The sequence below is a fragment of the Paenibacillus sp. NPDC058367 genome (assembly GCF_042723305.1).
Classification (GTDB): Bacteria; Bacillota; Bacilli; order Paenibacillales; family Paenibacillaceae; genus Paenibacillus_AQ.
On sequence record NZ_JBHXIZ010000001.1, the window covers coordinates 1,582,372 to 1,606,632 of the forward strand.

A 24,261-nucleotide genomic window follows, 5' to 3' on the forward strand; every position below is an offset into this window, starting at 1 on the left:
AATTAATAATAACTATATAACAAAATTATTTTACTAATTATTCTCTTTTCTATTTTCAATGTAAGGTGGGGATTCTCGATGGTATTTAACAACGAATACATTGCAGGTATAACCTGGGGCTTCTCGGGTACACGCGGTTCATGGAAAACGGAAGAAGCGGAACGTTCGATGGAACTCATGTCTTCAGTCACTGGAGCGAACTGGACGGCCATTGCCTTTAGTGCGCTTCAAGCTACCGCTCATTCTACGGAAATTCCCTACTGGGAGGCGCCAACCGTTACCGACGAAGAAGTGAAACAGTCCATCAGTAAAGCGAAGTCACTGCAGCTAAAGGTATGCCTGAAGCCGATCGTTAATTGCGCGGACGGAACTTGGCGTGCTCACATTAACTTTTTCGATAAGGATGTTCCTTGCGAGCCTAAATGGTCGGAGTGGTTCAGCTCTTATACTAAATTTATTCTGCATTATGCTGCTATTGCTGAAGAAACAGGCTGTGAGATGTTCTGTATCGGCTGCGAGCTTGTACAAACGGATAGACGAGAAACCGAATGGCGTATGCTTATTGCCGAGGTTCGGAAGGTTTACTCAGGAATTCTTACTTATAATTGCGATAAGTATCAGGAGGATAACGTGACCTGGTGGGATGCGCTCGATGTAATTTCTTCAAGTGGATATTATCCAGCCAACGATTGGGAAGCTCAGCTCGACCGGATTGAGCATGTGGTGAGATCACAGAATAAGCCATTCTTTTTCATGGAAGCGGGTTGCCCAAGCCGAAGCGGGAGTGCGGCGATCCCTAATGATTGGACCTTGAAGGGTGAACCAAGTCAAGCAGAACAAAGCAAATTCTATCAGGCAATGTTTCAAGGCTGTGAGCGCAGAGATTGGGTTCAGGGCTTTATGCTTTGGGATTGGCCTACTCATCTTTATCCAATTCATGAAGCAGAACACAATGATGATTATTGTATGTATGGCAAACAAGCCGCTGGGATCATCAACGAATACTTCACCTCGAAAATCAATAAGTAATGTGAGGAGTGACTACTTACCAATGATTATTTCACCAGAATTATGGTTGACCCAGCTTGAGGATGAGCTACAGGGTAATATTCTTAGTTTTTGGATGAAACAGACGAAGGACGAAATCAATGGCGGTTTTGTTGGTGAAATCGACAATCAGCTGAACATTGCACCTGACGCGGAGAAAAGCCTTGTGCTTAATGCCCGTATTCTTTGGTCCTTTGCCAGCGCTTACCGGAACTACGGCAAGATAGAATATCTGGCCATGGCAGAGCGTGCCTATGCCTATTTGATGGATCATTTCATCGATAAGGAGTATGGCGGATTATACTGGATGGTGAATGCTGAAGGCAAACCTTCTCAGGAGAAAAAACAGATCTACGGCCAAGCTTTTGCTATCTACGCATTGGCTGAATTCTACCACGTGACTGGACGGCCTGAGGTGTTAGATGAGGCCATTCAAATATTCCGGCTTGTTGAGAAATATGGCTATGATTCAACTTATAAAGGTTATGTTGAAGCTTTATCTCGGGAATGGCAAATCACGGATAACCTCAGTCTTAGCAGCAAGGACTTGAATGAAAAAAAATCTATGAATACCCATCTGCATGTTCTGGAAGCGTATACCGGTCTCTATCGAGTATGGAAGTCAGAGGAGTTGGCGAGTACGCTGGCTGAGCTAATCGAAACGATGCTGGACCATATCATTGATAACGAAGGCAAGCATTTTCATCTTTTCTTAGATGAGGCATGGAATGTAAAGTCAGATATTATCTCCTATGGACATGATATCGAAGGCAGCTGGCTGCTTGTGGAAGCCGCAGAAATACTTGGCGAAGAAAAGCTGCTACAGCGTGTTCGAACCGTCGCTATCTCCATGGCAGAAGCTGTTCTTGCAGAAGGTATAGATACCGATGGCGGGATATGGAATGAAGCTGATCCGAGCGGATTGCTAAGCAAAGATAAAGATTGGTGGCCGCAAGCGGAGGCGGTTGTTGGATTCTATAATGCTTATCAGCTGACCGGTGACAGCAAATTTAACGAGGCTGCCCAAGCCTCCTGGACTTTTATCGATAAATATATGGTGGATCACAAACAAGGCGAATGGTACTGGGGCGTGGACGAGAACCATCTGCCCCTCCCTCACGCAACCAAGGTTAGTGCCTGGAAATGCCCTTATCATAACAGCAGAGCCTGCTTCGAAATGATCGCACGACTGAATTCAACCCTAAAGGAGACTGTATAATGTCATCGTTATTTCATGAACGCAAACAACAATTAACAGAACGTTATGAAGCGCTGATCACCCGTAAAAATGAAAAGCTTCCTTATGGAAACGGTATTTATGACCGTTATGCTTATCCACTGCTTACCGCTGAGCACGCTCCTCTAATCTGGCGTTACGACTTCAACCCTGACACCAATCCTTACTTCGCTGAAAGAATCGGCGTCAACGGCGTTTTCAACCCGGGTGCCATTGCACTGAACGACAAATTCTATCTCGTTGCCCGTGTTGAGGGCAATGACCGCAAATCTTTTTTTGCTGTAGCAGAAAGCGACAATGGCGTAGACGGCTTCCGCTTCTGGGATCATCCAGTCGTGTTGCCTGAGACAGAAGTTCCGGATATCAACGTTTACGACATGCGCTTAGTAAGTCATGAAGATGGCTGGATCTATGGCCTCTTTTGTACAGAACGCAAAGATTCAGACGCCCCACACGGTGACCTTTCCAGTGCAGTAGCACAATGTGGTATAGTTCGCACAAAGGATCTGAAGACCTGGGAACGTCTGGCCGATCTTAAGACAGGTTCTGCTCAACAGCGCAATGTCGTGCTCCACCCTGAATTTGTGGATGGAAAATACGCCTTCTACACTCGCCCACAGGATGGCTTTATTGATGCAGGCTCCGGTGGCGGTATTGGCTGGGGACTCTCGGATACGATTGAGGATGCCGTGATTACAAGTGAGACAATCATGGATGAGCGCCACTACCATACCATCAAGGAAGTTAAGAATGGCCAAGGTCCAGCTCCAATCAAAACACCAAAAGGCTGGTTGCATATCGCACACGGTGTGCGAAACACTGCCGCTGGGCTTAGATACGTCCTCTATGCCTTTTTATCTGGTCTGGAGGAGCCAAACAAAGTCACACATTCACCAGGTGGTCATTTCATCGCACCAGACGGTGAAGAACGTGTCGGTGATGTCTCCAACGTTGTATTCTGTAACGGTGTAATTGCACGCGATAACGGTGAGATCTATATCTACTACGCTTCCTCCGACACCCGCATCCATGTAGCAACAACTACGGTTGATCAAATGTTAGATTACGTACTGAACACACCAGAAGATCCACTCCGCTCTTATGCTTGTGTAGAGCAACGTATCGCCCTCATCGATCGTAATTTAGCGCTGTAAATAAGAGTTCAGAGTCCTTAAAAATCAACAGAGCAGCGATTCTCCTTAATGGAGGGTCGCTGCTCTGCGTTTTTGATCATTCTGTGTCCCCTAGCACGTTACTATGGGTATTTGATAGTGTTTACTAATGCTCTTTCGACTTGTAAATCTGTTCATGGATACTCCCTTATTGTAGATAAATATCCATACTTTTTAGCCGTTTAATGATTAATTCCTATAGATTAAGCTCAAAATAGCTCAGTAATCCCCTAACTCCAAGGAGGCTGAGATATAAATGTTCAAACGTATGGATGAGATCATGATCGAAATTCCTGAAGTTGAGAAGCCAGATCCCAATGCTGCTGCCGCTGTACAAGAACTGCTTGGCGGAAAGTTCGGAGAAATGTCGACCCTTAACAATTATCTCTATCAATCCTTTAATTTCCGTTCAAAAGACAAACTGAAACCCTTTTATGATTTGGTGATGAGTATAACAGCGGAAGAGCTAGGCCATGTGGAGCTAGTTTCGCATGCCATCAACAAATGCCTTCGAGGGTCAACTAGTTATAAAGAGCCAGATTCCACCCCTCTAGGGTCCGTAAAAGATGCGCGTTTATCCTATCACTTTCTGGCGGGGGCTCAAGGTGCTATGCCTTTTGATTCAACGGGGAATCCATGGACCGGAGCAAATGTATTTAATAGCGGCAACCTAGTGGAAGATCTGCTACATAACTTCTTCCTCGAATGTGGAGCCAGAACACATAAAATGAAAGTTTACGAAATGACGGACCATCCAGCTGCACGCGCTGTAGTCGGATTTCTCTTAGTGCGCGGTGGTGTCCATGTGGTCGCTTATGCCAAAGCCATCGAAATCGCAACAGGTGTTAATGTAACGAAACTCGTGCCGGTTCCTTCGTTAAATAACAAATCGTTTAGTGAAGCGAAGAAATATGAGGAGAAGGGTGTGCATACAAAGCTGTACACCTGGAGTGACAGTGACTTCGGCGCCATCGATCAGATTTGGAAGGGAACCCACCCAGAGGATAACCTCCCGCTTGAAGTCATTAAGGGAGCACCTAAAGGCTTCCCGATCCCCGTAGCTCCTGCTGTCGAAGAGGAGTTCGCCCCAGGAATCTCCCCCGAAGACTTTAAAGAAATTGCCAAACGTCTCAAAATGGCTGGAAATATTACCGAATAATATTTAAAGTGAATCTGGTGAGGAATTTACGCAGCGTCTTCCTCACCATAGGTTCACTTTTTTTAATTGTACAAAGCCCGATATTCATCCTCCAGCATAGACATCAGAATCATGTTATGAAATTCTCCGTCTACATAAAGAGCATCCCTCTCTACACCATCGTGCTTGAAACCAAGCTTCTCATAGACATGAATGGCTCTTGGATTAAAAGGATATACACCCAGATGGATACGATGCAGCTTCAAGGCTTCAAAGCCATATCGCAGCATTTGAGTCATAGCCTCAGTACCGTAACCCTTCCCTCTATGTTCATGACTACGAATCCCAATTCGAATATTTGCGCTACGGTTGTCCGGATCTATTTCGTTCAAAACCACTTCTCCAATAAGCTCATCCGTTTCCTTGACGATAATCATAAGATCCACACGATCCTCAGCTGGAACACTAATCTTTCGAATCCATGCCGAAGTTTGCTCGCGAGAGATTTCCCCTTGCGACCCTGTTAGACGACCCATCTCATCATCAAGTAAAAATTCGTAATAGGCCTCCAGATCGGACTCTCCTACACCACGCAGATGAATATTTTCGCCTTCGATCTTAGGTATTGCAACTGCTTCTGACATAACTGAATTCCCCCTAACCAAAATTCCATGGCTTTCAATTATTTTTAATCGGCTGATTTCTAGTCTCTCGGTATATCCACAGAATCACGATGCACTATGTCTGCTGCAATCAGGATCTTCTCCAGTGGTGCAGAGGGATGCCCAATCCGACTTAGCAGTTTCTCCACTGCCGCCCGGCCCATCGCTTCTTTAGGGACATGTACAGTAGTAAGCGGCGGAACGCCTCTTGAGGCATCCTCAATATTATCAAAGCCCGTGACCGAGATATCCCCTGGAATATTAAGACCTTCTGCCTTCAGGATATCACTGACCGTAAGTGCTGTTTTGTCATTGGCGCAGACCAAGGCGGTTGGGAGTGTCTTAGCTTTTTTCCGCTTCATCACCCAATTTTTAAAATCCTCTTGGAATACATCTTCCTCCACCCCTTCTAAAAAGAGATTCGCATCATCTTCCAAAGGCAGTCTTATCCCACTCTCCTCCAGCGCACTCCGGAAGCCAATCCACCGATCCCGAAAACTGCGTGAAAATCCAATATTTCCGATAAAATGCATTTGTGTATGGCCTGTCCCCATCAAATGATTAGTAAGTCGAGCCATGGAATCCACATTGTTCGCGAATACAGTATCACTTGGAATTAATGGATCTTCATGGTCAATCAACACCATCGGCAGACCGATGCGATGTACCTCAAGTAGTAAAGAAGTGGAGATTTCACCCACACCTACCAAACCAAGAATCCCGCTTGGGTTCAAGATATTCACGAAATTATCCGCACGATTCTCAGAGATGATCACCATTCCAAGTCCTTCTTGATCCAGCGCAAGGGCAATACCGTCCACAATTTTCCCCCAATACAAGGAATCCTGAGTTTGCGAGCGGATATTCGGCATTAATACAAGCACAGATTGCTTATTCCGATCACTCCCCCCTACCGGAGGAGTCCGTTTGACACCTTGGACAAAAGCATTTTTTTGCGTAAAATAGCCTAACTGCGATGCCGCTTGAATCACTCGTTCTCTGGTCGTCTCATTAACTCCAGCTTTACCAGATAGTGACTTGGAGACAACAAATTTGGATACACCGAGATGATCAGCTATTTTTTGCATGGTGACCTTTTTAGCCATATTAAAACCTCCAGAGATTGTAATAAAATTAATGTTAAACTAAAGTTAAGGCTGAGAAGTTACCTGTGTAGCTACCCGCGCTTCCGTCCATTTTGCATTTAATTCGTCAAAAGACTTTTGTAAATCAGGCGCAGCAAGTAACTCTTGAATATAATCTCCGGACCAAAAAGACAGCTTAGCTCCATTTGCCAGATCGATGAACGCATCACTTTGTACCGTGCCATAAACCAGCTTAGGTTCATAAGATAAAAATTCACGGTACTGCGGCAAAAAAGGGTTCAGACTACCATCAGCAGGAAGGAATCCCCAATCATCTGAATACGAAGTCTCTTTTACAAAAAAATTCAACCAAGCCATAGCAAGCTCTTTATTCTTACTGTATTTGCTAACACCCACGAACCAGTCCGGATTGATCGGTGCATAGTGAGTACTGCTATTATCATAAGGAAATGGGAAGAATCCGATATCATCTGGTGAAGCCCCCACATCAAGCACTTGACCAACCGCCCAATTTCCAAGTAAATACATGCCAGCTTGACCTTTAGCGAGTCTAGTCTTAGAGATCTCCCAATTGTTCGAGAAGAGTTCATTCTCTACATAACCTTTAGCAATTAAGGTTCGAGCAATGGAAATGGATTTCCCCCACTCATTATTAAGCTGCCATGGACTATCCTCATTTACCATATTATTTAGGTACTCAGGGTTGCCTGTCATATAATTGACCAGACTATTTCCCCATTCACGCAGTGGCCAGACGGCTCCATAATTCATATACAGCGGGATAATTCCAGCCTCTTTTAATTTAGCGCAAGCTTCGTAGAATTGATCCAGTGTCTGTGGAACTGCGGTAATTCCTGCTTTTTCGAAGGACCTTTTATTATAGACAATCCCTACCGTGGTAGTTCCCGTAGATAGCCCATATCGCTTACCATCATAAGTAGCAAAAGAAGTGAAGCGCTCACTAGCCGAAGTTTCTTCATCCAACGGTTCGAAAAAATAATCCAGTTCCTTTGATGGTAGATTCACAGGAAGCAAAAGTACATCTCCGGCGTCCTTGGTGGACAGTCTTACCAGAATGTCCGTTGCGTAATTGGATAAACCTTCAAATTCAACATTCGCTTCGGGGTACTTTTGCTTAAATTGGTCTGCGTACCCTTGAAAGGTTCCGTTCTCAATCAGATCTATTCGATTGGTCATCATGACTATGGTGCCGGATAAGTCAGACTTCACCTCGTTTCCAACTGGAGGCACTGTAGATTCCGTCTGCTTGGTGTTGTTCTCACAGCCACTAATCGATAACAAAATGAGAAGCAGCAGTATGGTACGCGTAGTCCAGTGTAATCTCATCCCCATCAACGGACAGCCTCCTCTTATTTCAGTCAGATAATCTAATCATTTCCGGTTCCAGCAACGGCAGTGACAAAATAACATCCGTCCCTTGTCCAAGCTCACTATATACCTCAATTCCAAAAGCCGCTCCATAATGAAGGCGCACTCGCTGCTGTATATTTTTCATACCAATGCCCCCATTGATACTTTTCTTAGGAGGACTTTCTTTCTGCAGCCCATCGTTCAATCTCTCCAAAGTGATCTTATCCATTCCACAGCCATCGTCCTTAATATGAAAGAACAGCATTTGCTCAGTCATCTCACAACGGATACTTAAATGCATTTGTGGTTTATTATCATCCAAGCCATGATAAGCAGCATTCTCTATGATCGGCTGGAAGACCAGCTTGATAATAGAATAATTATCTAGCTCCTTCGGTACGTCGATCTCGAGTACGAAACGATTAGGATAGCGACAGTTCAGCAGCTCAACATAATTGCGTACATATCCAAGCTCTTGCTTCATTGTCGTTTTGCCGCTCAAATCACTTGTACTATACCGTAGCAGTTTACCTAAAATTGAGATCATGTCCGCAGCTTCAATATCATCATTGAGCTCAGCGGTCATTCGGATCGACTCCAGCGTATTATAGATAAAATGAGGATTAATCTGACTCTGCAGTGCGTGAAGCTCCGCTTCCTTCTTCTGTTCTTCAATTCGGTAGATATCCTGAATTAACTGCCTGATCCGAGCCAGCATTCGATTAAACTGATGCCCGAGCAGACCAATCTCGTCACGCCGTCTAACCCTAAACATCACATCTAGATCGCCGCCCTGAACCTTTTTCATCAGTTGAATCATCTGCGATAGTGATTTAGTGAGTGCAAAGGAAAGGATAATGGAGATAATTAACGCAAGTACTATGATACTTAATGTAGCAGCGAGCGTTGTATTACGGGTTACCTTCACATCCCGCATTAACACATCTACAGGAATCGAAATAATGGCCTTCCAATTGGTCTTGTTAGAGCTTGAGTAAATATTTAGAAAATCTTTTCCGTTGACTGAATCATAGAAACTCCCGGATTTCCCATCGACCCTTTTGAATAGCTCTGAATCAGATACATCCGTGGCAAGAAGTTTTTTGTCACTGTCGTACACGACCATCCCCATCTCATCAACGATCAAAGATTTGCCATGTGTTACTTTATCCAGCTCCGTAACCCGATTCTCCAAATTGCTAATATTCGCTTCAACCGCGATCAGCCCAATCGGATTTAACAAACCATCCACGATTTTGCGAACAACGGTAAAAGCATATCGAGTGCTCTGCAAATTACTCGTAAATGATTGGGTACCAAACAAAAGGGCCTCTCCGCTGGAATCCTTCGTCTGCTGACTCCAGTACTTATAGCTTTGATCGAGGTCGAGCCGTACTCCACCATCCTTGGCAGAATAATAACCATTCCCATGCGCGTCAAAAATATAAACCGTGTTCGCGCCTCGCTTAATATTGTTAATAAATGAAATGTTGCCTTCTATGCCCCGCTGAATGGACAACAGTAAATCAAAATCTCCGGGTAACAATGTAGCACTGCCTGATTCGCCACCCATGATCTCTTTCTGCTCATGATAGTGGTTCGAACGAATTAAATTTTGTTTAATATCGTTCACATAGGCTGGCATAGATGAAATACGCTTCATATCTTCGATATAATCATCTACTCCATCCATCATTTGATCAATTAGCTTCTCAGAATAAGCAATGGTATTGCCCTGAATAGATTCTGAATAACTCTTATAAGTAAACACACTAATGAAGGTAAGCGGAAGGGTAATAATTATTAAAAAGACGAGGAGCAGCTTGCGTTCCATACTCATGTCCCCGATAACGGACCACCAGCCAAAGATGCGTTTACCTTTCATACGGTCCTTCTCCTTAACCCTTTTTTACCTAACTTGTTATTATTATTTACCTAACAAAATTATTATACGGGGAAGTCCTTCTTTACACAATAACAAAACCGCTTCCTCATAACGAAGAAGCGGTTTTGTTATGTAAATCATAAAAAATTAGTTAGGGACCCACTTATTTTATCGTGAATAATGACAGTTTGTCCTTTAACTGTCCTGAAGCACTTTCCAGCTTACCTGACAATGAAACGAGTTGATCACTTACACTTTGCTGTTCATTACTGAGTGAAGCCACTTCTTCGGAAGTCGCTGATGATTGCTCAGCTACAGCACTTACGTTACCCATTGCTTCCGACAACACAACCTGTGAATGATTCAAGCTACTGATCGCTGTTGTCACCGATTCCAGACTAGTAATGAACTCATCCATCTGTCCTTTTACGGATACAAAGATATCGCTCGTGCTCTTCACTGCGCTTATTTGCTCTTTAAAGAGAGGTGCCACTTCAGATAATACAGCTTCCGTTTCGTTCATTTCCGTTATGATCTTGTCGGTGATTCCAGCAACAAGAGCAATAGACTGCTTCGATTGGTCGGCAAGCTGTCTTACCTCACCTGCTACCACCATAAAGCCCTTGCCAGCTTCGCCTGCACGTGCGGCTTCTATCGTCGCATTCAATGATAAAATATTCGTCTGCTGTGTGATACTCTTCATCACATCCAGCACCTTAATCACTGAGAATACTGTTTCTTTCAAATTGTTAACACGTTCTACAAGCGCACCTGTCTTTTCCCCAGTACGGCTAGTCTGATCCAGTAAATCCGTTAATTGCTTGGCACCTTGAGCACTAGCTTCTCCAACCCCGCGTGCTGCCTCATCCATCTCACTATTGGCACTAATCACGGTCTGCATTTGCGTAGCTATCACATCTGTAAGCTCATTACCACGTTCAGCTTCAAGTGCCAGACTGCCTGCTCCTCCAGCAATTTCTTCCGTAGCGGCTGCTATTTCCTTCGCGGAAATAGCAGTCTTACGCGAAGCTTCTCCAAGCTCGCCAGCGGTCTCTAGCACATCTCGAGCAGTTTCTCTAGTTTGCGATACAAGCTCAGTGATACGCTCCATCATCAAGTTAAAGGAGGCTGATAGTTGTCCAATCTCATCCTTAGACACATATTCTGTACGTACACTTAAATCTCCGCTTGCACCTTGAACCATAAGATCCTTCAATCGTGCCAGAGGGCGAGCAATCATACGAACCATCCAAATCCCGATCAATATCGCAAGCAGTGCTGCGCCAGCAGCTGTAATAAACGTCGTCAACAGAATCGGACGGGCTTCCTTCACTAGCTCGTCTGTAGGCACTACGCCTGATAGCTTCCAATCCGCCCGTATCATCGGATTAAATACCGCCAGAATTTCTTTTCCGTTTGGATCTTTAGCTTCTAGGCTATTATTATTTTTCTTACTCTCTTTGATAAAAGAAAACTCGGATGGCTTTCCATCGTCTATCGAATTAGAAGAAGCTACAACTGTACCTTCAGGAGATACTAGTTGAATACGGGAGCCATCTCCCAGCTTCACACTTGCAAAAGATTCCTCCAGCAGTGTGTTTTTCAACACAAGCATGATTATGTATCCTTTTTCTGATCCCAGATTTTTAAGGGATCTTACCATAGCAATCTCCTTATCTCCATTTCCTTGAATAGAAGTGGAGAACCAAATATTCTTGGCGCCGCCTTTGTCACCGTCCGAATAATATGAATTATATTCTTTGGTGTCTTCTACTAACTTCTTGTACCATTCTTGTTCACGTAATCCGTCAAGACTAATGCCAGCACTACCACTTGTAACGATATCCTGCTCAGGTGTCTCTGGAATCAAAGAGACACTGATAATATTATTATCTGTTGTTGTCTGACTGGACAATTTCTTACTTATTGCACTTGTTGCTTCAAATTTCTCGTAAGCTGTTTGTGCAGTAGACAAAGCCTTCAGATCCGTTTGCATCTGCGCATCAAAATAAAGCTGTAATGCCAAGTTCTCATACTGTTTCAAGGTAATATCCAGCTTCTCAGCAGTCTGAATAATAGTCTGACGATAGGCTTCTGATACGTTATTCTTTATCGTTGTTTTCGCCTTCGAATAAGATATAAGTCCAAGTGACATAACTACGATTACAGTGGAACATAGGAATATTAGAAATAACTTCACACCGACGGATTGGATAGGATTAACTCTCTTGATCTGGCTTCCCCAACCCAACATCATTTTCTTAGCATCTAACTTTGATGTCTTTCCTGTACCTACTTCATTGCTCTGTACATTTACGGATTTTTTATTGTTCTTCTTCATCTCTCTAACCTTCTCTCTTTATGCTTTTCACTAATACTATCTTGATCAGGATCCCCATCATGATCATCTACCCGCTAATATTAGAGGACATATGAAAGCGCTAACCATACTATATATCGGTTTATTAGGCCTTTTTTCTTAGCTTTACTATACTTTTTTTATAACTTTTAACCTATGTATTCTGAAACAAAAAAACTCCCTTCGTTCTACCCTCCTTTTGGATTTATTTGTTAGTTACTAATATATATATCTTATTGTTAGCTTTGTCAAAAGAAAAACAGGGATGCTCTTATAGCAAAGAACATCCCTGTATCTTATTAAGATTTTCTCTTACGCATCATATCAAAGTATGCTACCGGCTGATCTACCTTCATGCGTACACGTTGCAGAGGATGACGAGCTGCGTCAAGCGGGTTACCTGCTTCATCCCACAATTCCGCTACAGTCTGCTTAAAGAATGTATCATTGGGTCCGAAGAATTCAACTTCCTGCCCTGGCTTGAAGTGATTGCGTTGCTGAATGAGCGCCATTCCACTCTCAGCATCGTATTCTAGTACAAGTCCGGCAAAATCATAAGGAGCTGCTTTTTCTTCAGGCTCATAGATATGATCTTCATGATCCGGAGTATCATAGAAGAACCCTGTGTTAAGCGGACGATTCGCCGCTTTATTCAGCTCATCCAGCCACTCTTGCTTCAACTCGTATCCTTCCGGATCAGCCATGTAAGCATCAATAGCTTTACGATAAGCGTTAACTACAGTAGCTACATAGTGAATCGACTTCATTCGTCCCTCGATCTTGAAGCTGTCAATGCCTACTTCAATGAGTTCAGGGATACTTTCCAGCATGCACAAATCCTTAGATCCCATGGAGAAAGGATTATCTCCTTGCTGATGCAGTGGAATCTGAGTTACACCCGGAAGCAAAGGGGCCGGAGATTGTGCTTCAGCTTGATCTTCTTCAGATACCCAAGTGCCTTCAGGACGCGCATCCTCGAACAAATCATATTTCCAGCGGCAAGACTGACAGCAGCCTCCACGATTGGAGTCACGGTCTGTAAAGTGATTGGATAATACGCATCGACCGGAGTACGAAGAGCACATCGCACCATGGATAAAGCTCTCGATTTCAATGTCAACATGCTTCTTAATCTCAGCGATCTCTTCCAGGCTTGTCTCACGTCCGAGTACTACACGTGGCAGACCCTCTTCTTTCCAGAAGGATACCGCTTGCCAGTTCAGTGTAGACTGCTGAGTACTCAAATGTACCTCTAATCCAGGTACTAAACGGCGTGCTGTATCTACAATGACCGGATCAGCAACGATAATAGCCGCAATGCCAACTTCATATAAGTTACGCAGATATTCTTCAATCCCTGCGACATCTTCATTGTGAGCATAAATGTTCGTTGCAACAAATACCTTAGCGCCGTATTTCTTGGCGAATTCAACACCTTCACGCATTTCCTCAAAGCTGAAATTGTCTGCTCCTGAACGCAAACCGTATTTCTGCCCTCCGATATAAACAGCATCCGCACCATAGTGTACTGCGAATTTTAATTTTTCCAAATTACCGGCCGGAGCTAGGAGCTCCGGTTTGTCCAGACGGTAACGTTTGCCCTTGTATTGCGGCTTTGTCATGGTTCCCATTCCTGTTCTCCCCTCCATCGCCCCACAAAGTGATGTCTATGCATGCTTACTGCACCTAGTCTTTGCGGGGAACTAAAAAACTCTCATTAAATTAAACTTAATATACTTGCTCTTTATAGAAAAATCCGAAGCTTAGCTCCCGTTCTGGATCCTGCAACGTTCTGATAGCTTCCATCCAATCCTCTTGGAAAGAATATGCTTCTGGATCAACTACGTAGAGATCAATAGCTCTGCGATAAGTCTTAACAACCGCCACATTATACGCTGTTGATTTCAACAATCCTTCAATCTTAAAACTCTGTACGCCTGCAGCCATAAGGATATGAAGATCCTCCAAAATACAAATATCTTCCGAACTCATAATATGTGTACCGTTCTCGTCTTCATAGATTGGGAACTTTTGGTCATCTCGTTCTGCCTCGATCAAAAATAGACCACGTTCCTTACCAAGACTACCGCCCTCGCTTGGACGTCCTTGATGTGACATATAGCTTTCTACAAGCTTACGCTTGGAATGGTATATATTGGTCATGCCGTGAACCTGAACCTGTGCCTCTACCTCTAAAAGCGGAACCATTTCCGTCATTTCATCCATATTCAGCTCACGGGCAAGAACGACGCGAGTAGCACCTTTACGCCCCCAATAATTCGCGGTTGCGTAATTGGTAGAGGTCATTTCCGCATTCCAATGCAGATTCATGCCCGGTGCTTCCTTCTTCACTGTGGTTAACACAGCAGGATCACCGAACTCAACACCGTCAACACCAAGTTCACCTATAGCCTTCACATAGGCAGGGAGCTCTTCGAGAAGAAGGTTGGACATGAGTCCACCTAGTCCAGCATATACTTTGCAGCCACGCGCATGTGCCATTTCTACAACAGCAGCTGTATCCTCCAGAGAAAAATGTCCGGCAAGACGCATGCCAAAACGGTCATCCCCGATGAGCAATGCATCTGCTCCGGCATCCAGCAAAGCAGCAGCTTCCTCTAAGGATGCTGCTGTCGCCAGCAATTCCGGTTTGTTAATCATGTTGTACCTCCTACTTGTACAGTTATTTCAACCGCACCACTCTTCATTTTAATATTTTATTTCGATTCTTGCTTACTTTTTTCGATATTGGCTAAATGTTCCTTGTAGGTCTTAGCAAACAAATGGCCCTGTGTACCATCTTTCTTAGTCACATAGAAGTAGTACTCAGATGCCTCAGGTTCAAGTGCCGCCTGAATGGAGGCCAGCCCTGGGTTACTAATAGGTCCCGGAGGAAGCCCAATATTTCTATACGTATTATAAGGACTGTCAACTTCCAAATCTTTATATAACAGTCTTTCCTTCTGTTTGTCGAGCAAATATTGAACCGTAGCATCAATCTCCAGCTTCTGCTCTTTCTTTAAGCGGTTATATATCACGCCAGCAACTAATGGTCGTTCACTATCTACCACAACCTCACGCTCGACTAACGAGGCCACTGTCAACAGCTCATGAAGTGTCATTCCACGTGCTTCTAGCTTTTGCTTCCAATTCGGAATCGTGTCCAGTTTCTTCTGGAACTGATCCAATAATGCTTCTACAACTTCCTGCGGCGTACTATCCTTGGCTAGTTCATACGTTTCAGGGAACAAATACCCTTCAAGCCGATGACGAAGGTTCTTATTCTGCGGGATACCTAGAACATCAATTCCCTTCAAGCCCGTACCGGTATCCATTATTTCGAGAAAAATAGCAGCATCCTGATTCCATGCCTCAGCAAGCTTCTTGGCAATCTGCTCAGCAGTATATCCTTCCGGAATCGTAAAAGTTACGGTCTCTTCCTTAACAACATCACCCGCGTTTAACCTCTCGATGAGCTCGTCATAGGTGTCTCCTGGACTAGCAACATAAGTACCAGCTTTGAAGCTGGAACCTTCTTTGGTCCATTTCAAATATCCCTTAAAAAAAAGACTGTTCCGAATAATGCCATTTTGTTCGAGCAGATCAGCAATTTCAGCGCTGCCCATGCCCTTCTCTATCGTAAATGTTACGGCGGGTCCTGCAGGTTCTACCGGCTGCATCCCGTTCCAAATGTACCAAGCGCCTCCGCCTCCTGCTGCTACCAGCAAAAGAATAACAATAAGCACAGTACGGATTGCGGATTTCAAGTCAGGTTCCTCACTTTCCGACTATAAAGTATAAAAGTGTACTACTTAAAATTCAATAGATATTTCATGATCATGATTGTTGTTTTAATTATATTGATCGTATTCCAAGCAAAAAGAGCGCGGAATTCTCCGCCCTCTTCCGTACTCATCATAAATGTAACGTACATGTTTAAAGTTTATTCTGCATCGTCCACTGGAAAAGTCATCTCATCATATAGCTCAGAGATGTCTTCCCACTCTTCATCGTCCACGATGTTCTCTAGTTCCGGAAGTCCGTCAGGAGAGACAACGATACGCAGAATTTCATATTCCACGTCTTTACCGGTGCCTTTCAGCACCGCATAGCCAATACCACCGACTTCAAATTCGGCGATAATATCGTAAATGGAAGACTTGCCCTGCTCATCTTCCAGTTCTACTGTTTCTCCATAGGCTTCCTTAAGCCGCGAAGTCCATACCGCTTGATCAGCGGATACATCAGTCATTCTCAGATCCTCCGTCCAACTCGTCAACCAGTGTGTTGAAAGTCTCTTCGACAATCGCCCACTCCTCGTCATTATCGATCATGAACAATTGAAGATCGTCGCCTTCTTCCACATAACGGAACGCATAAACCTCATCGGTTTCCTCGTCCTCGGAATCAAGCGGAACCACCATCATGTACTTAGCGTCCGAGCCATCAACCTCAAACTTCATAATGACCTCGAATTCCTCTTCATTACCTTCCTCATCAGGAATATAGATAATTTCCGGTTCTTCCTCTTGGCCAATCTGTTCGTTTGTCATATCCTCGCACCCCTCACCTTTTACTGTTAGCATCCAAAAAATTTTGCAAAATCAGGGCTGCAGCCATTTTGTCCACAATCCCTTTGCGTTTCTTCCGGCTGACGTCCCCTTCAATCAGCACCCGCTCTGCGGATACCGTCGTCAGACGCTCATCCCAAAGGTGTACGGGCATTGCAAATTGCTCCCGTAGCTTGTCAGCGAACTCTATGCAGATTTCGCCCCGGGGTCCTACTGAGCCGTTCATATTCTTCGGTAGACCAACTACAATCTCTCCAATTTCGTGCTCCGTAACAAGTTCACGAATACGTTCGAACTCATTACCAGTACCGCGGCGCTCAATCGTTTCAAGAGCTTGTGCCGTCCATCCAAAAACATCGCTTGTGGCTACACCGATTCTACGGTCGCCGTAATCCAATCCTAACTTCTTCATCATCTGGGATTATCCACCTTGTGATTGACGAGGTAGAATCTAACCAGCTCTTCAATCAGCTCATCACGTTCTTTTCTCCGGACCAAACTTCTCGCATTGTTATGACGCGGAATGTAAGCTGGGTCTCCGGAAAGTAGATACCCTACGATCTGATTGATCGGATGATACTCTTTCTCCACCAGTGCATCGTATACAGCGAGCAATATTTCCTGGGGAGAAGCTTCCTTTTCGTCGCCCTTCACATTGAATTTGACCGTTTTGTCCATGGAGTCCATTTGTGACACCTTCCTTCTGCAAAATCACCCTAAAAGGGCGGCTTCGCAAAGTTGCTACTGTGCAGCTCACTTGCTTCCTTTATCATAACATATTCATAGCCCAACGAGGAAATCCTGCGCGTGGAATAACGCTTTTTTTGGCATTTCCTCTACAAAAATAATGATATTTTTGGCTTTTAAGCTATTGTCAAGCACAACTATTCATGAAAATCTAACCACCTGTTAATAAAGAGTAGCGGTACTGATGTCAAACTCTCAGTACCGCTATGTTTTTTCGTAATACGTTTAAATTAAGAAATAGTTTCGTAATTTTTATTTATGCTAGGGAAGCCACTAATTCTTCTGCTTTAGCCAGTGCCTCGCCAAGCTTGGAGGCATCTTTACCACCAGCTTGTGCCATATCTGGACGTCCGCCACCGCCGCCACCGCATACTGCTGCAACTTCTTTAACGATCTTACCAGCGTGGAAGCCCTTCTTCACCAGATCCTGTGGTACAGCTACAACAAAGTTCACCTTATCGTCCATGGCAGCACCCAGAACAAGTACAGCATCCGGGAGCTTGGATTTCAATTCATCTGCAGTAGAACGCAGAGCGTCCATATTTCCTGCTTGAACAGCAACAGCAAGAAGCTGTGTACCTGCACCAACCGTCTTCACACTGCTTGTTAGTTCAGCAGCAAATGTTGCGCTAAGCTTAGCTTGCAAGGATTCATTCTCCCGCGAAAGCTCACGCACTTGGTTATGCAATGCTTCAATCCGTTTTGGAACGTCGTTCAGAGAAGACTTCAGTAGACCCGCAGATTGCTTGAGCAGATCCAGTTGGCTCTCAGTGAACTGATAAGCGTAACGTCCAGTCACTGCTTCGATACGGCGCACTCCGGAACCAATACCACTTTCGCTAAGCAGCTTGAAAATTCCAATTTGAGACGTGTTGGATACATGGCATCCACCACAAAGCTCAAGGCTGTAATCGCCGACTTGAACGACACGGACAATATTGCCATATTTTTCACCAAATAATGCCATGGCGCCCATAGCCTTAGCTTCGTCAATTGGCTTATTCTCAATGACCACATCAAGGCCACGCCAAATTTGTGCATTCACACGATGCTCGATATCGCTTAGTTCTTCCGGTGTAATCGCTCCGAAGTGGGAGAAGTCAAACCGTAAACGTGCACCTTCTACTAAAGATCCTGCTTGGTTGACATGACCGCCAAGAACCTCTTTGAGCGCTTTATGCAGTAGATGAGTAGCTGTATGGTTCTTCACGATATCTTCACGCTGTGCACGATCCACTTCAGCGCGAACCGATTCGCCTACTTTCAATTCTCCAGCTTCGACAGTTACCAAATGTACATGTTGACCATGTGGGGCCTTGAACAATCCTTTTACCTTAGCTGTAACTGAACCGCCAGTAAGCAGACCTGTGTCACTCACTTGTCCACCACTTTCAGCATAGAACGGTGTTGCCTCAAGAATTACTTGGCACTCTACGCCTTCGCCAGCGGTATCGACCAATTCATCACCCACAACAATAGCCATGATTTTCGACTCTGTTACCGAGTCATTATATCCAACAAATTCACTTTTAACCGTCAGATCCGCTAATGCGCCACCTTGGATCTTCATGCTGCCACCGTCATGACGTGCAGCTCTTGCACGATCACGCTGTTCTTGCATAGCGACATCGAAGCCTTCACGGTCTACAGTTAATCCTTGCTCTGCTGCGAAATCTTCAGTCAGGTCAAATGGGAATCCGTAAGTGTCATATAGCTTAAATGCATCAGCGCCAGCAATCGTGCTGTGCCCATCTGCTTTTGCTTTAGCGCTGATCTCACCCAAGATAGCCAATCCATCAGACAATGTCTCATGGAAACGTTCTTCTTCTGTACGGATAATCTTGGCGATATATTCCCGATTCTCGACAACGGATGGATAATACACACCCATAATCTCACCAACGGTTTCCGTCAACTCATGCAGGAACGGACGATCCAGACCCAGGGTCTTTCCGTAACGAACAGCACGGCGCAGCAAACGGCGGATAATATAACCACGACCTTCATTAGAAGGAAGTACTCCATCCCCTACGGCAAAAGTAACGGTACGCACATGGTCAGCGATAACTTTAAGCGCGATATCCTGCTCAACATTATCTTTATAAGTTACACCAGCAAGCTCAGCTGTTTTTTGAATAATCGGTTGGAACAAATCGGTATCGAAGTTGGAATCTACATCTTGAAGAATGGATGCAAAACGCTCCAGTCCAGCACCGGTATCAATGTTCTTGTTCGGAAGCGGCGTATAGCTGCCATCCTTGTTATGGTTGAATTGTGAGAACACAAGGTTCCATACTTCGAGCCAACGTTCGTTTTCTCCACCTGGATACATTTCTGGATCGCTCATGTCGCTGCCATAAGCTTCGCCGCGGTCATAAAAGATTTCCGAACAAGGACCACAAGGGCCTTCGCCGATATCCCAGAAGTTCTCATCTCCCAGCTTAATGATGCGTTCTGCTGGCAAGCCCACTTTTTCATTCCACAGCTTGAATGCCTCTTCATCCTCAGCATACACAGTTACGGAAATACGTTCTGGATCGAAGCCGATCCACTCCTTGCCAGTCAAGAATTCCCAAGCCCATGTGATAGCTTCTTCTTTGAAATAATCGCCGATAGAGAAGTTACCTAACATTTCGAAGAATGTATGGTGACGGCGTGTCTTCCCTACATTCTCGATATCATTGGTACGAATACATTTCTGCGAGTTCGTCAGGCGCGGATTCTCAGGAATCTCACGGCCATCGAAGTATGCTTTCAGCGGTGCCATACCTGCGTTGATCCACAACAGCGAAGGATCGTTATGCGGTACGAGAGATGCACTAGGTTCAATCTTGTGACCTTTACTTTCAAAAAACTTAAGCCATTTGGAACGAATTTCACTTGCTTTCATTGTTTACAGCTCCCGTCTCATCTTTTTAATTCGGCTCATGCGCCAGATTGTACAAATTTTCTAAAAAATAAAAACAAAAAAACGCCCCTGAATAATTCAGGGACGATTAATATCGCGGTACCACCCTGGTTATCGCCTTGACCCAATTTACGGGAAAGTTAAAGGGCGATCGCCTTGTCGCGGCTGATAACGGGTGCCCCCGGTGAGTTTGTGATCTCACACTCCGAAATTAGCTTTCCACCGGCCTGTCTTCAAGGTTCTCCCAGCCATTACGAAATGTTTTCGTAAAGGAACCTGTTCTCTGATCAAGCCATCCTCCGGCGTACTTCATTTTCATCAACGTTTTATCCGATTTACATTTTAACATTTCAAGTATAGCCAGTGCCCCTTCATCTGTCAATCTGAGGAGGAGTTAAGAATAACGTGAGAATATATGATTTTTGTAATGGTGAACTCGGGCACTTAAAGAATATAGTAAATCTCAGATAACATTTGGAAAATTATGTATTATAAATAGTGCTCTAGAATACGCAATGCTCGGGTAAAACCAAAGGAGGATTACAAATCATGCTGCGCAATAAAGTAACTGAGGAGCTATCGATTGTTAAAGTTAAGCCTACATCAATACGCTTTATCGTCAGTCTCATTTTTATTCATATTCTCTTCACTCTAACGGTTAACCTTGTACTTTTTGCAAATGGAACTTTAAGCGTTATTGCCAAAAGCACAAACGGATGGATCAACGAAACGTTAGCTGCAAATCTGTTCGGTCTTGTGTTAGAAGTGGTTATTTTCTTATGTATAATAGCTAAATTATCGCTGAGGGATTTGGGGTTAAAAAGGAATACATTATTAGCAGGACTTATCGGCACTTTTCTATTTTGGCTCGCAATTAACATTGTTGATTTAGGTATGACATTACTGACTCACTCAAGTTTAACATTCAATAATGATATATTTACGAATTCGAACGTCGTCTTTGGTGCATTCCTGGGTCAGATTTTCGGAAATGCTTTACTGGAAGAAGTCTTGTTTCGGGGCTTTCTGCTAGTTCAAATCTATTTCTTATTAAAAAAAGTCAATAACAATACTTCACGCATTGGTTATGCAATGCTTATCTCACAATCGATCTTTGCCGCTATACATATCCCAAATCGGATCTATTCAGGATTAGTCGGAATGGATTTTGTTTATGATTTTATCGTACTAGTAATTCTAGGGGTCATATTCTCATTACTCTATGTCTTAACCAAGAATCTATTTTTCGTGATTGGCGTCCATTCCTTAATGAATGTTCAGATTATGTTTTGGAATAGTAGTTTTACTCATACAGCAACTTTAATCTGTTTGTTGTTACTGACTTGTCTTTTAATTTGTTTCAAAAGGAAGGAATTCCGAGCGCAGAAATCAGAAGAGGCAGTGCCAAGCTGAATAAATGGAGTCGGAGAATTTTCTAGAATCGCGACTGACCCAATTGTAAACATAATCAGCTAAAGCAAGCAGTCGATAACTAAAACGGAGGGCAGCAATTCTCAAGTAAATATGAGAATCGCTGCCCTGTGCTGTATATTTACGTTTTTAATATAAAAGAGCTACGTTTCCGTCAGCTGGCGCAGGCAGTACGTTTCCTTAATAACAATTCTAAATCAGCTTGTGTGCAAACCACTTTTCGCCCCTGAAGCGCCAAAGAAAAATGCCCCCGCGAACGGCCCACTCGCAGTTCATCGCCAGCCAGACACCCATGACACCGTAGCCCAGTACGATCCCAAGGATGTATCCAAAAATTACCCGAAACAGCCACATCGTCAGCATTGAGGTAATTGAGGTGAAGCGGGAATCTCCCGCTGCCCGCAGTGCGGACGGCAAAATAAAGCTGACGGCCCACAGCGGAACTTGGGCAATGGAATTCACCAACAGCACCACAAACAGATCATCAATGATCTCGGAAGGTGGGGAAAAGATGGATACCAGCGGGTGGAATAGCGGCATCAGAATCAAGGCGATCAACGCCAAAGAGCCAGACCCGATCCAGAGAAAGGACTTGATGAACTTTCTGGCTTCAGAGACATTCCCCCGCCCGATACATTGGCCGACCACCGTTACAATAGTTAGCGACAGCGCGCTGGCTGGAATTTGAAACACCAGAGCCAGCGAGCCGGCAATGGCATTGGTCGCAATGGCATAAGTGCCTAGGCTGACAATAAACACCTGAGTGAGCAGTTTCCCCCCGTTGAAGAACATCTGCTCTGCCGCGAACGGCACGCCGATGAACATGATTCTCCGCAGCATGGTCAGAGGGATTCGGAATAGGTCACGAACACGCACCCGGAGGGCCGTATCCACCTTGAACAGATACACCAGGGCACAAACCATACCAGCATACCGCGCGATATTAATCGCTAGCGTCATCCCCAGCACACCCATGTGCAACAGGTTAATGAAGACCACGTTCAGGATAACATACAGCAGGTTCATGATGAGCGACAGCATCAAAGAAGCCCGTGTCTTGCCCACTCCTCGCAGAGCTCCGCATACCGCCTGAACCACCGCGATGCCCAGATATGAGATGCTACTGCCGATCAGGTAGATGCGGGCATTGTCCAGCACTTCGGGTGAGGCGGTTCCGAACAAAAGGTTCAATATAGGAGTATGTAAGCCCATCAGCAGCAGACCGATTCCCAAAGCGATCAGCGACACCGAAGCGACCGAAGCCGCCGTAGCCTGGGACACCATCCGGTCGTTTCCGCTCCCTTTATACTGCGCGACTACCACTGTCCCCCCGGTTGCAACCGCCACGAACACATTGATCAGAAAAATATTCAGCGAATCCACCATATTCACTGCACTGACCGCCGCCATCCCGGACGAGCTAATCATTGCGGTATTTACCAGATTAAGTCCAATAATGAAGGCCTGGTCAATCAGAATTGGAATAAATAAAGCTATAATTTGCCGATAATCCATCCCCTCCCCAGAAAGATATTTCTCCAGCAATCTTTTCTTCTGAAGACTCGCGCGAAGCTGCATAACATATCACATTCTTTTCTGTAAAATGGAAAAAACTCTTCATCCGAAGAGCTTTTCAACAAATTATACCCATTATACCGTGGGCACTTTACATTCAGTTTACTATAGATACACTTTTAAGTCTTTAATCTGGAGTCAAAAAACAGCAACTGCCCTTCACATATTTGGAGAACATAAACTTCATCAGAATTATGCAGCTTCAGACCATTAGACAATAGAATCATTCGTTCATCAAAAGTATTGGCAAAAGTCTTTAAGCGGATTGCGTTATGCTTGATGATTATGATCGATCTTTGCATTTACGCAAGAAAAACTCCTGACGGCTTCCTTGGAGGTAGAGTAGAGTTACAAGCTGAGTACATCCGTAATTCCATAATCGTATCCATATACACCTTCGTAGTGAGGTTCCGAGAGACGGACCGTATTGCACTTATTCCCTAAAACAAGCCCATTCCCGGGTGATTTGGGGTGGATAACGGCGCTGGCTCGCTTACGTTACCGTCGGCACATTGTATTTGGTTTTTCACATACATTTGGCTCACTTACGTTACCGTCGGCACATTGTATTCGGTTTTTCGCATACATTTGGCTCGCTTACGTTACCGTCGGCACATTGTATTTGGTTTTTCGCATACATTTGGCTCGTTTACGTTAGAGTCGGCACATTGTATTCGGTTTTTCGCATACATTTGGCTCGTTTACGTTACCGTCGGCACATTGTGTTCAGTTTTTCGCATACATTCGGCTCGTTTACGTTACCATCAGCACATTGTATTTGGTTTTTCGCATACAATTAGCTCGCTTATGTTACCGTCGGCACATTGTATTCGGTTTTTCGCATACATTTGGCTCGTTTACGTTACCATCAGCACATTGTATTTGGTTTTTCGCATACATTCGGCTCGTTTACATTACTCGCGGCACATTGTATTTGGTTTTTCGCATACATTTGGCTCGCTTATGTTACCGTCGGCACATTGTATTTGGTTTTTCGCATACATTTGGCTCGTTTACGTTACCGTCGGCACATTGTGTTCAGTTTTTCGCAA

The 24,261-nt window shown here is 44.4% G+C and carries 20 protein-coding genes; 5 read left to right on the forward strand and 15 right to left on the reverse strand.

Features of this window, described 5'->3' with window-relative positions; all coding sequences use genetic code 11:
• Positions 1–78: 78 nt before the first annotated feature.
• The 4 genes from ACFWMP_RS06880 (at position 79) to ACFWMP_RS06895 (ending at position 4,615) form a co-directional block, all read left to right on the forward strand.
• Entirely contained in the window at positions 79–1,029 is a 951-nt protein-coding gene (locus ACFWMP_RS06880) for a glycoside hydrolase family 113 (protein ID WP_379422687.1), read from the forward strand.
• Between the two features lie 22 nt (positions 1,030–1,051).
• Entirely contained in the window at positions 1,052–2,266 is a 1,215-nt protein-coding gene (locus ACFWMP_RS06885) for an AGE family epimerase/isomerase (RefSeq protein ID WP_042186100.1), read from the forward strand.
• Positions 2,266–3,438: a glycoside hydrolase family 130 protein gene (locus ACFWMP_RS06890; protein WP_042186098.1), complete on the forward strand. Its 1,173-nt coding sequence runs from the start codon at positions 2,266–2,268 to the stop codon at positions 3,436–3,438. The genes ACFWMP_RS06885 and ACFWMP_RS06890 overlap by 1 nt, the downstream gene beginning before the upstream one ends.
• Before the next feature lie 274 nt (positions 3,439–3,712).
• On the forward strand, positions 3,713–4,615 hold the full coding sequence (locus ACFWMP_RS06895; RefSeq protein ID WP_076284263.1) for a manganese catalase family protein: 903 nt from the start codon (positions 3,713–3,715) through the stop codon (positions 4,613–4,615).
• 62 nt (positions 4,616–4,677) lie between these two features.
• Here the strand turns inward: ACFWMP_RS06895 and ACFWMP_RS06900 are convergent, their stop codons facing one another.
• From ACFWMP_RS06900 to alaS, 13 genes are all read right to left on the reverse strand, one after another.
• Positions 4,678–5,238 carry a GNAT family N-acetyltransferase gene (locus ACFWMP_RS06900; protein ID WP_042186094.1) on the reverse strand — a complete coding sequence of 187 codons (561 nt, stop codon included), beginning with the start codon at positions 5,236–5,238 and terminating at the stop codon, positions 4,678–4,680.
• A gap of 59 nt (positions 5,239–5,297) precedes the next feature.
• Complete coding sequence (locus tag ACFWMP_RS06905; RefSeq protein ID WP_042186092.1) at positions 5,298–6,362, reverse strand: LacI family DNA-binding transcriptional regulator; 1,065 nt, start codon at positions 6,360–6,362, stop codon at positions 5,298–5,300.
• A 45-nt stretch (positions 6,363–6,407) separates the two neighbouring features.
• Positions 6,408–7,715 (reverse strand): ABC transporter substrate-binding protein, encoded by a 1,308-nt coding sequence (locus ACFWMP_RS06910; protein WP_339246145.1) that lies wholly within the window; start codon positions 7,713–7,715, stop codon positions 6,408–6,410.
• A 22-nt stretch (positions 7,716–7,737) separates the two neighbouring features.
• Complete coding sequence (locus ACFWMP_RS06915; RefSeq protein WP_042186090.1) at positions 7,738–9,618, reverse strand: cache domain-containing sensor histidine kinase; 1,881 nt, start codon at positions 9,616–9,618, stop codon at positions 7,738–7,740.
• A 163-nt stretch (positions 9,619–9,781) separates the two neighbouring features.
• A complete protein-coding gene (locus ACFWMP_RS06920; protein ID WP_042186088.1) occupies positions 9,782–11,959 on the reverse strand; it encodes a methyl-accepting chemotaxis protein in 2,178 nt (725 codons plus the stop codon).
• A gap of 317 nt (positions 11,960–12,276) precedes the next feature.
• A complete protein-coding gene (locus tag ACFWMP_RS06925; RefSeq protein WP_042186086.1) occupies positions 12,277–13,608 on the reverse strand; it encodes a peptidase U32 family protein in 1,332 nt (443 codons plus the stop codon).
• Between the two features lie 97 nt (positions 13,609–13,705).
• On the reverse strand, positions 13,706–14,638 hold the full coding sequence (locus ACFWMP_RS06930; protein WP_042186084.1) for a peptidase U32 family protein: 933 nt from the start codon (positions 14,636–14,638) through the stop codon (positions 13,706–13,708).
• A 56-nt stretch (positions 14,639–14,694) separates the two neighbouring features.
• Positions 14,695–15,744 (reverse strand): endolytic transglycosylase MltG, encoded by a 1,050-nt coding sequence (mltG, locus tag ACFWMP_RS06935; protein WP_231573402.1) that lies wholly within the window; start codon positions 15,742–15,744, stop codon positions 14,695–14,697.
• A gap of 176 nt (positions 15,745–15,920) precedes the next feature.
• Entirely contained in the window at positions 15,921–16,229 is a 309-nt protein-coding gene (locus ACFWMP_RS06940; protein ID WP_042186082.1) for a DUF1292 domain-containing protein, read from the reverse strand.
• Positions 16,222–16,530, reverse strand: coding sequence for a DUF1292 domain-containing protein (locus ACFWMP_RS06945; protein ID WP_038569507.1), 309 nt, complete (start codon positions 16,528–16,530; stop codon positions 16,222–16,224). Before ACFWMP_RS06945 ends, ACFWMP_RS06940 begins: the two co-directional genes overlap by 8 nt.
• A gap of 13 nt (positions 16,531–16,543) precedes the next feature.
• Positions 16,544–16,960, reverse strand: coding sequence for a Holliday junction resolvase RuvX (gene ruvX / locus ACFWMP_RS06950; RefSeq protein WP_042193474.1), 417 nt, complete (start codon positions 16,958–16,960; stop codon positions 16,544–16,546).
• Positions 16,960–17,235 carry an IreB family regulatory phosphoprotein gene (locus ACFWMP_RS06955; RefSeq protein WP_042125473.1) on the reverse strand — a complete coding sequence of 92 codons (276 nt, stop codon included), beginning with the start codon at positions 17,233–17,235 and terminating at the stop codon, positions 16,960–16,962. Before ACFWMP_RS06955 ends, ruvX begins: the two co-directional genes overlap by 1 nt.
• A gap of 316 nt (positions 17,236–17,551) precedes the next feature.
• Positions 17,552–20,185: an alanine--tRNA ligase gene (gene alaS / locus ACFWMP_RS06960; protein ID WP_042186080.1), complete on the reverse strand. Its 2,634-nt coding sequence runs from the start codon at positions 20,183–20,185 to the stop codon at positions 17,552–17,554.
• 567 nt (positions 20,186–20,752) lie between these two features.
• Between alaS and ACFWMP_RS06965 the strand changes: the two genes are divergently transcribed.
• A complete protein-coding gene (locus ACFWMP_RS06965; protein WP_379422695.1) occupies positions 20,753–21,616 on the forward strand; it encodes a CPBP family intramembrane glutamic endopeptidase in 864 nt (287 codons plus the stop codon).
• A 210-nt stretch (positions 21,617–21,826) separates the two neighbouring features.
• Here ACFWMP_RS06965 and ACFWMP_RS06970 read toward each other — a convergent pair whose 3' ends face one another.
• Together ACFWMP_RS06970 and ACFWMP_RS06975 are read right to left on the reverse strand one after the other, a co-directional pair.
• A complete protein-coding gene (locus ACFWMP_RS06970) occupies positions 21,827–23,212 on the reverse strand; it encodes an MATE family efflux transporter (protein WP_042186074.1) in 1,386 nt (461 codons plus the stop codon).
• 116 nt (positions 23,213–23,328) lie between these two features.
• Positions 23,329–23,511 (reverse strand): hypothetical protein, encoded by a 183-nt coding sequence (locus tag ACFWMP_RS06975; RefSeq protein WP_379422697.1) that lies wholly within the window; start codon positions 23,509–23,511, stop codon positions 23,329–23,331.
• Positions 23,512–24,261: the final 750 nt, after the last annotated feature.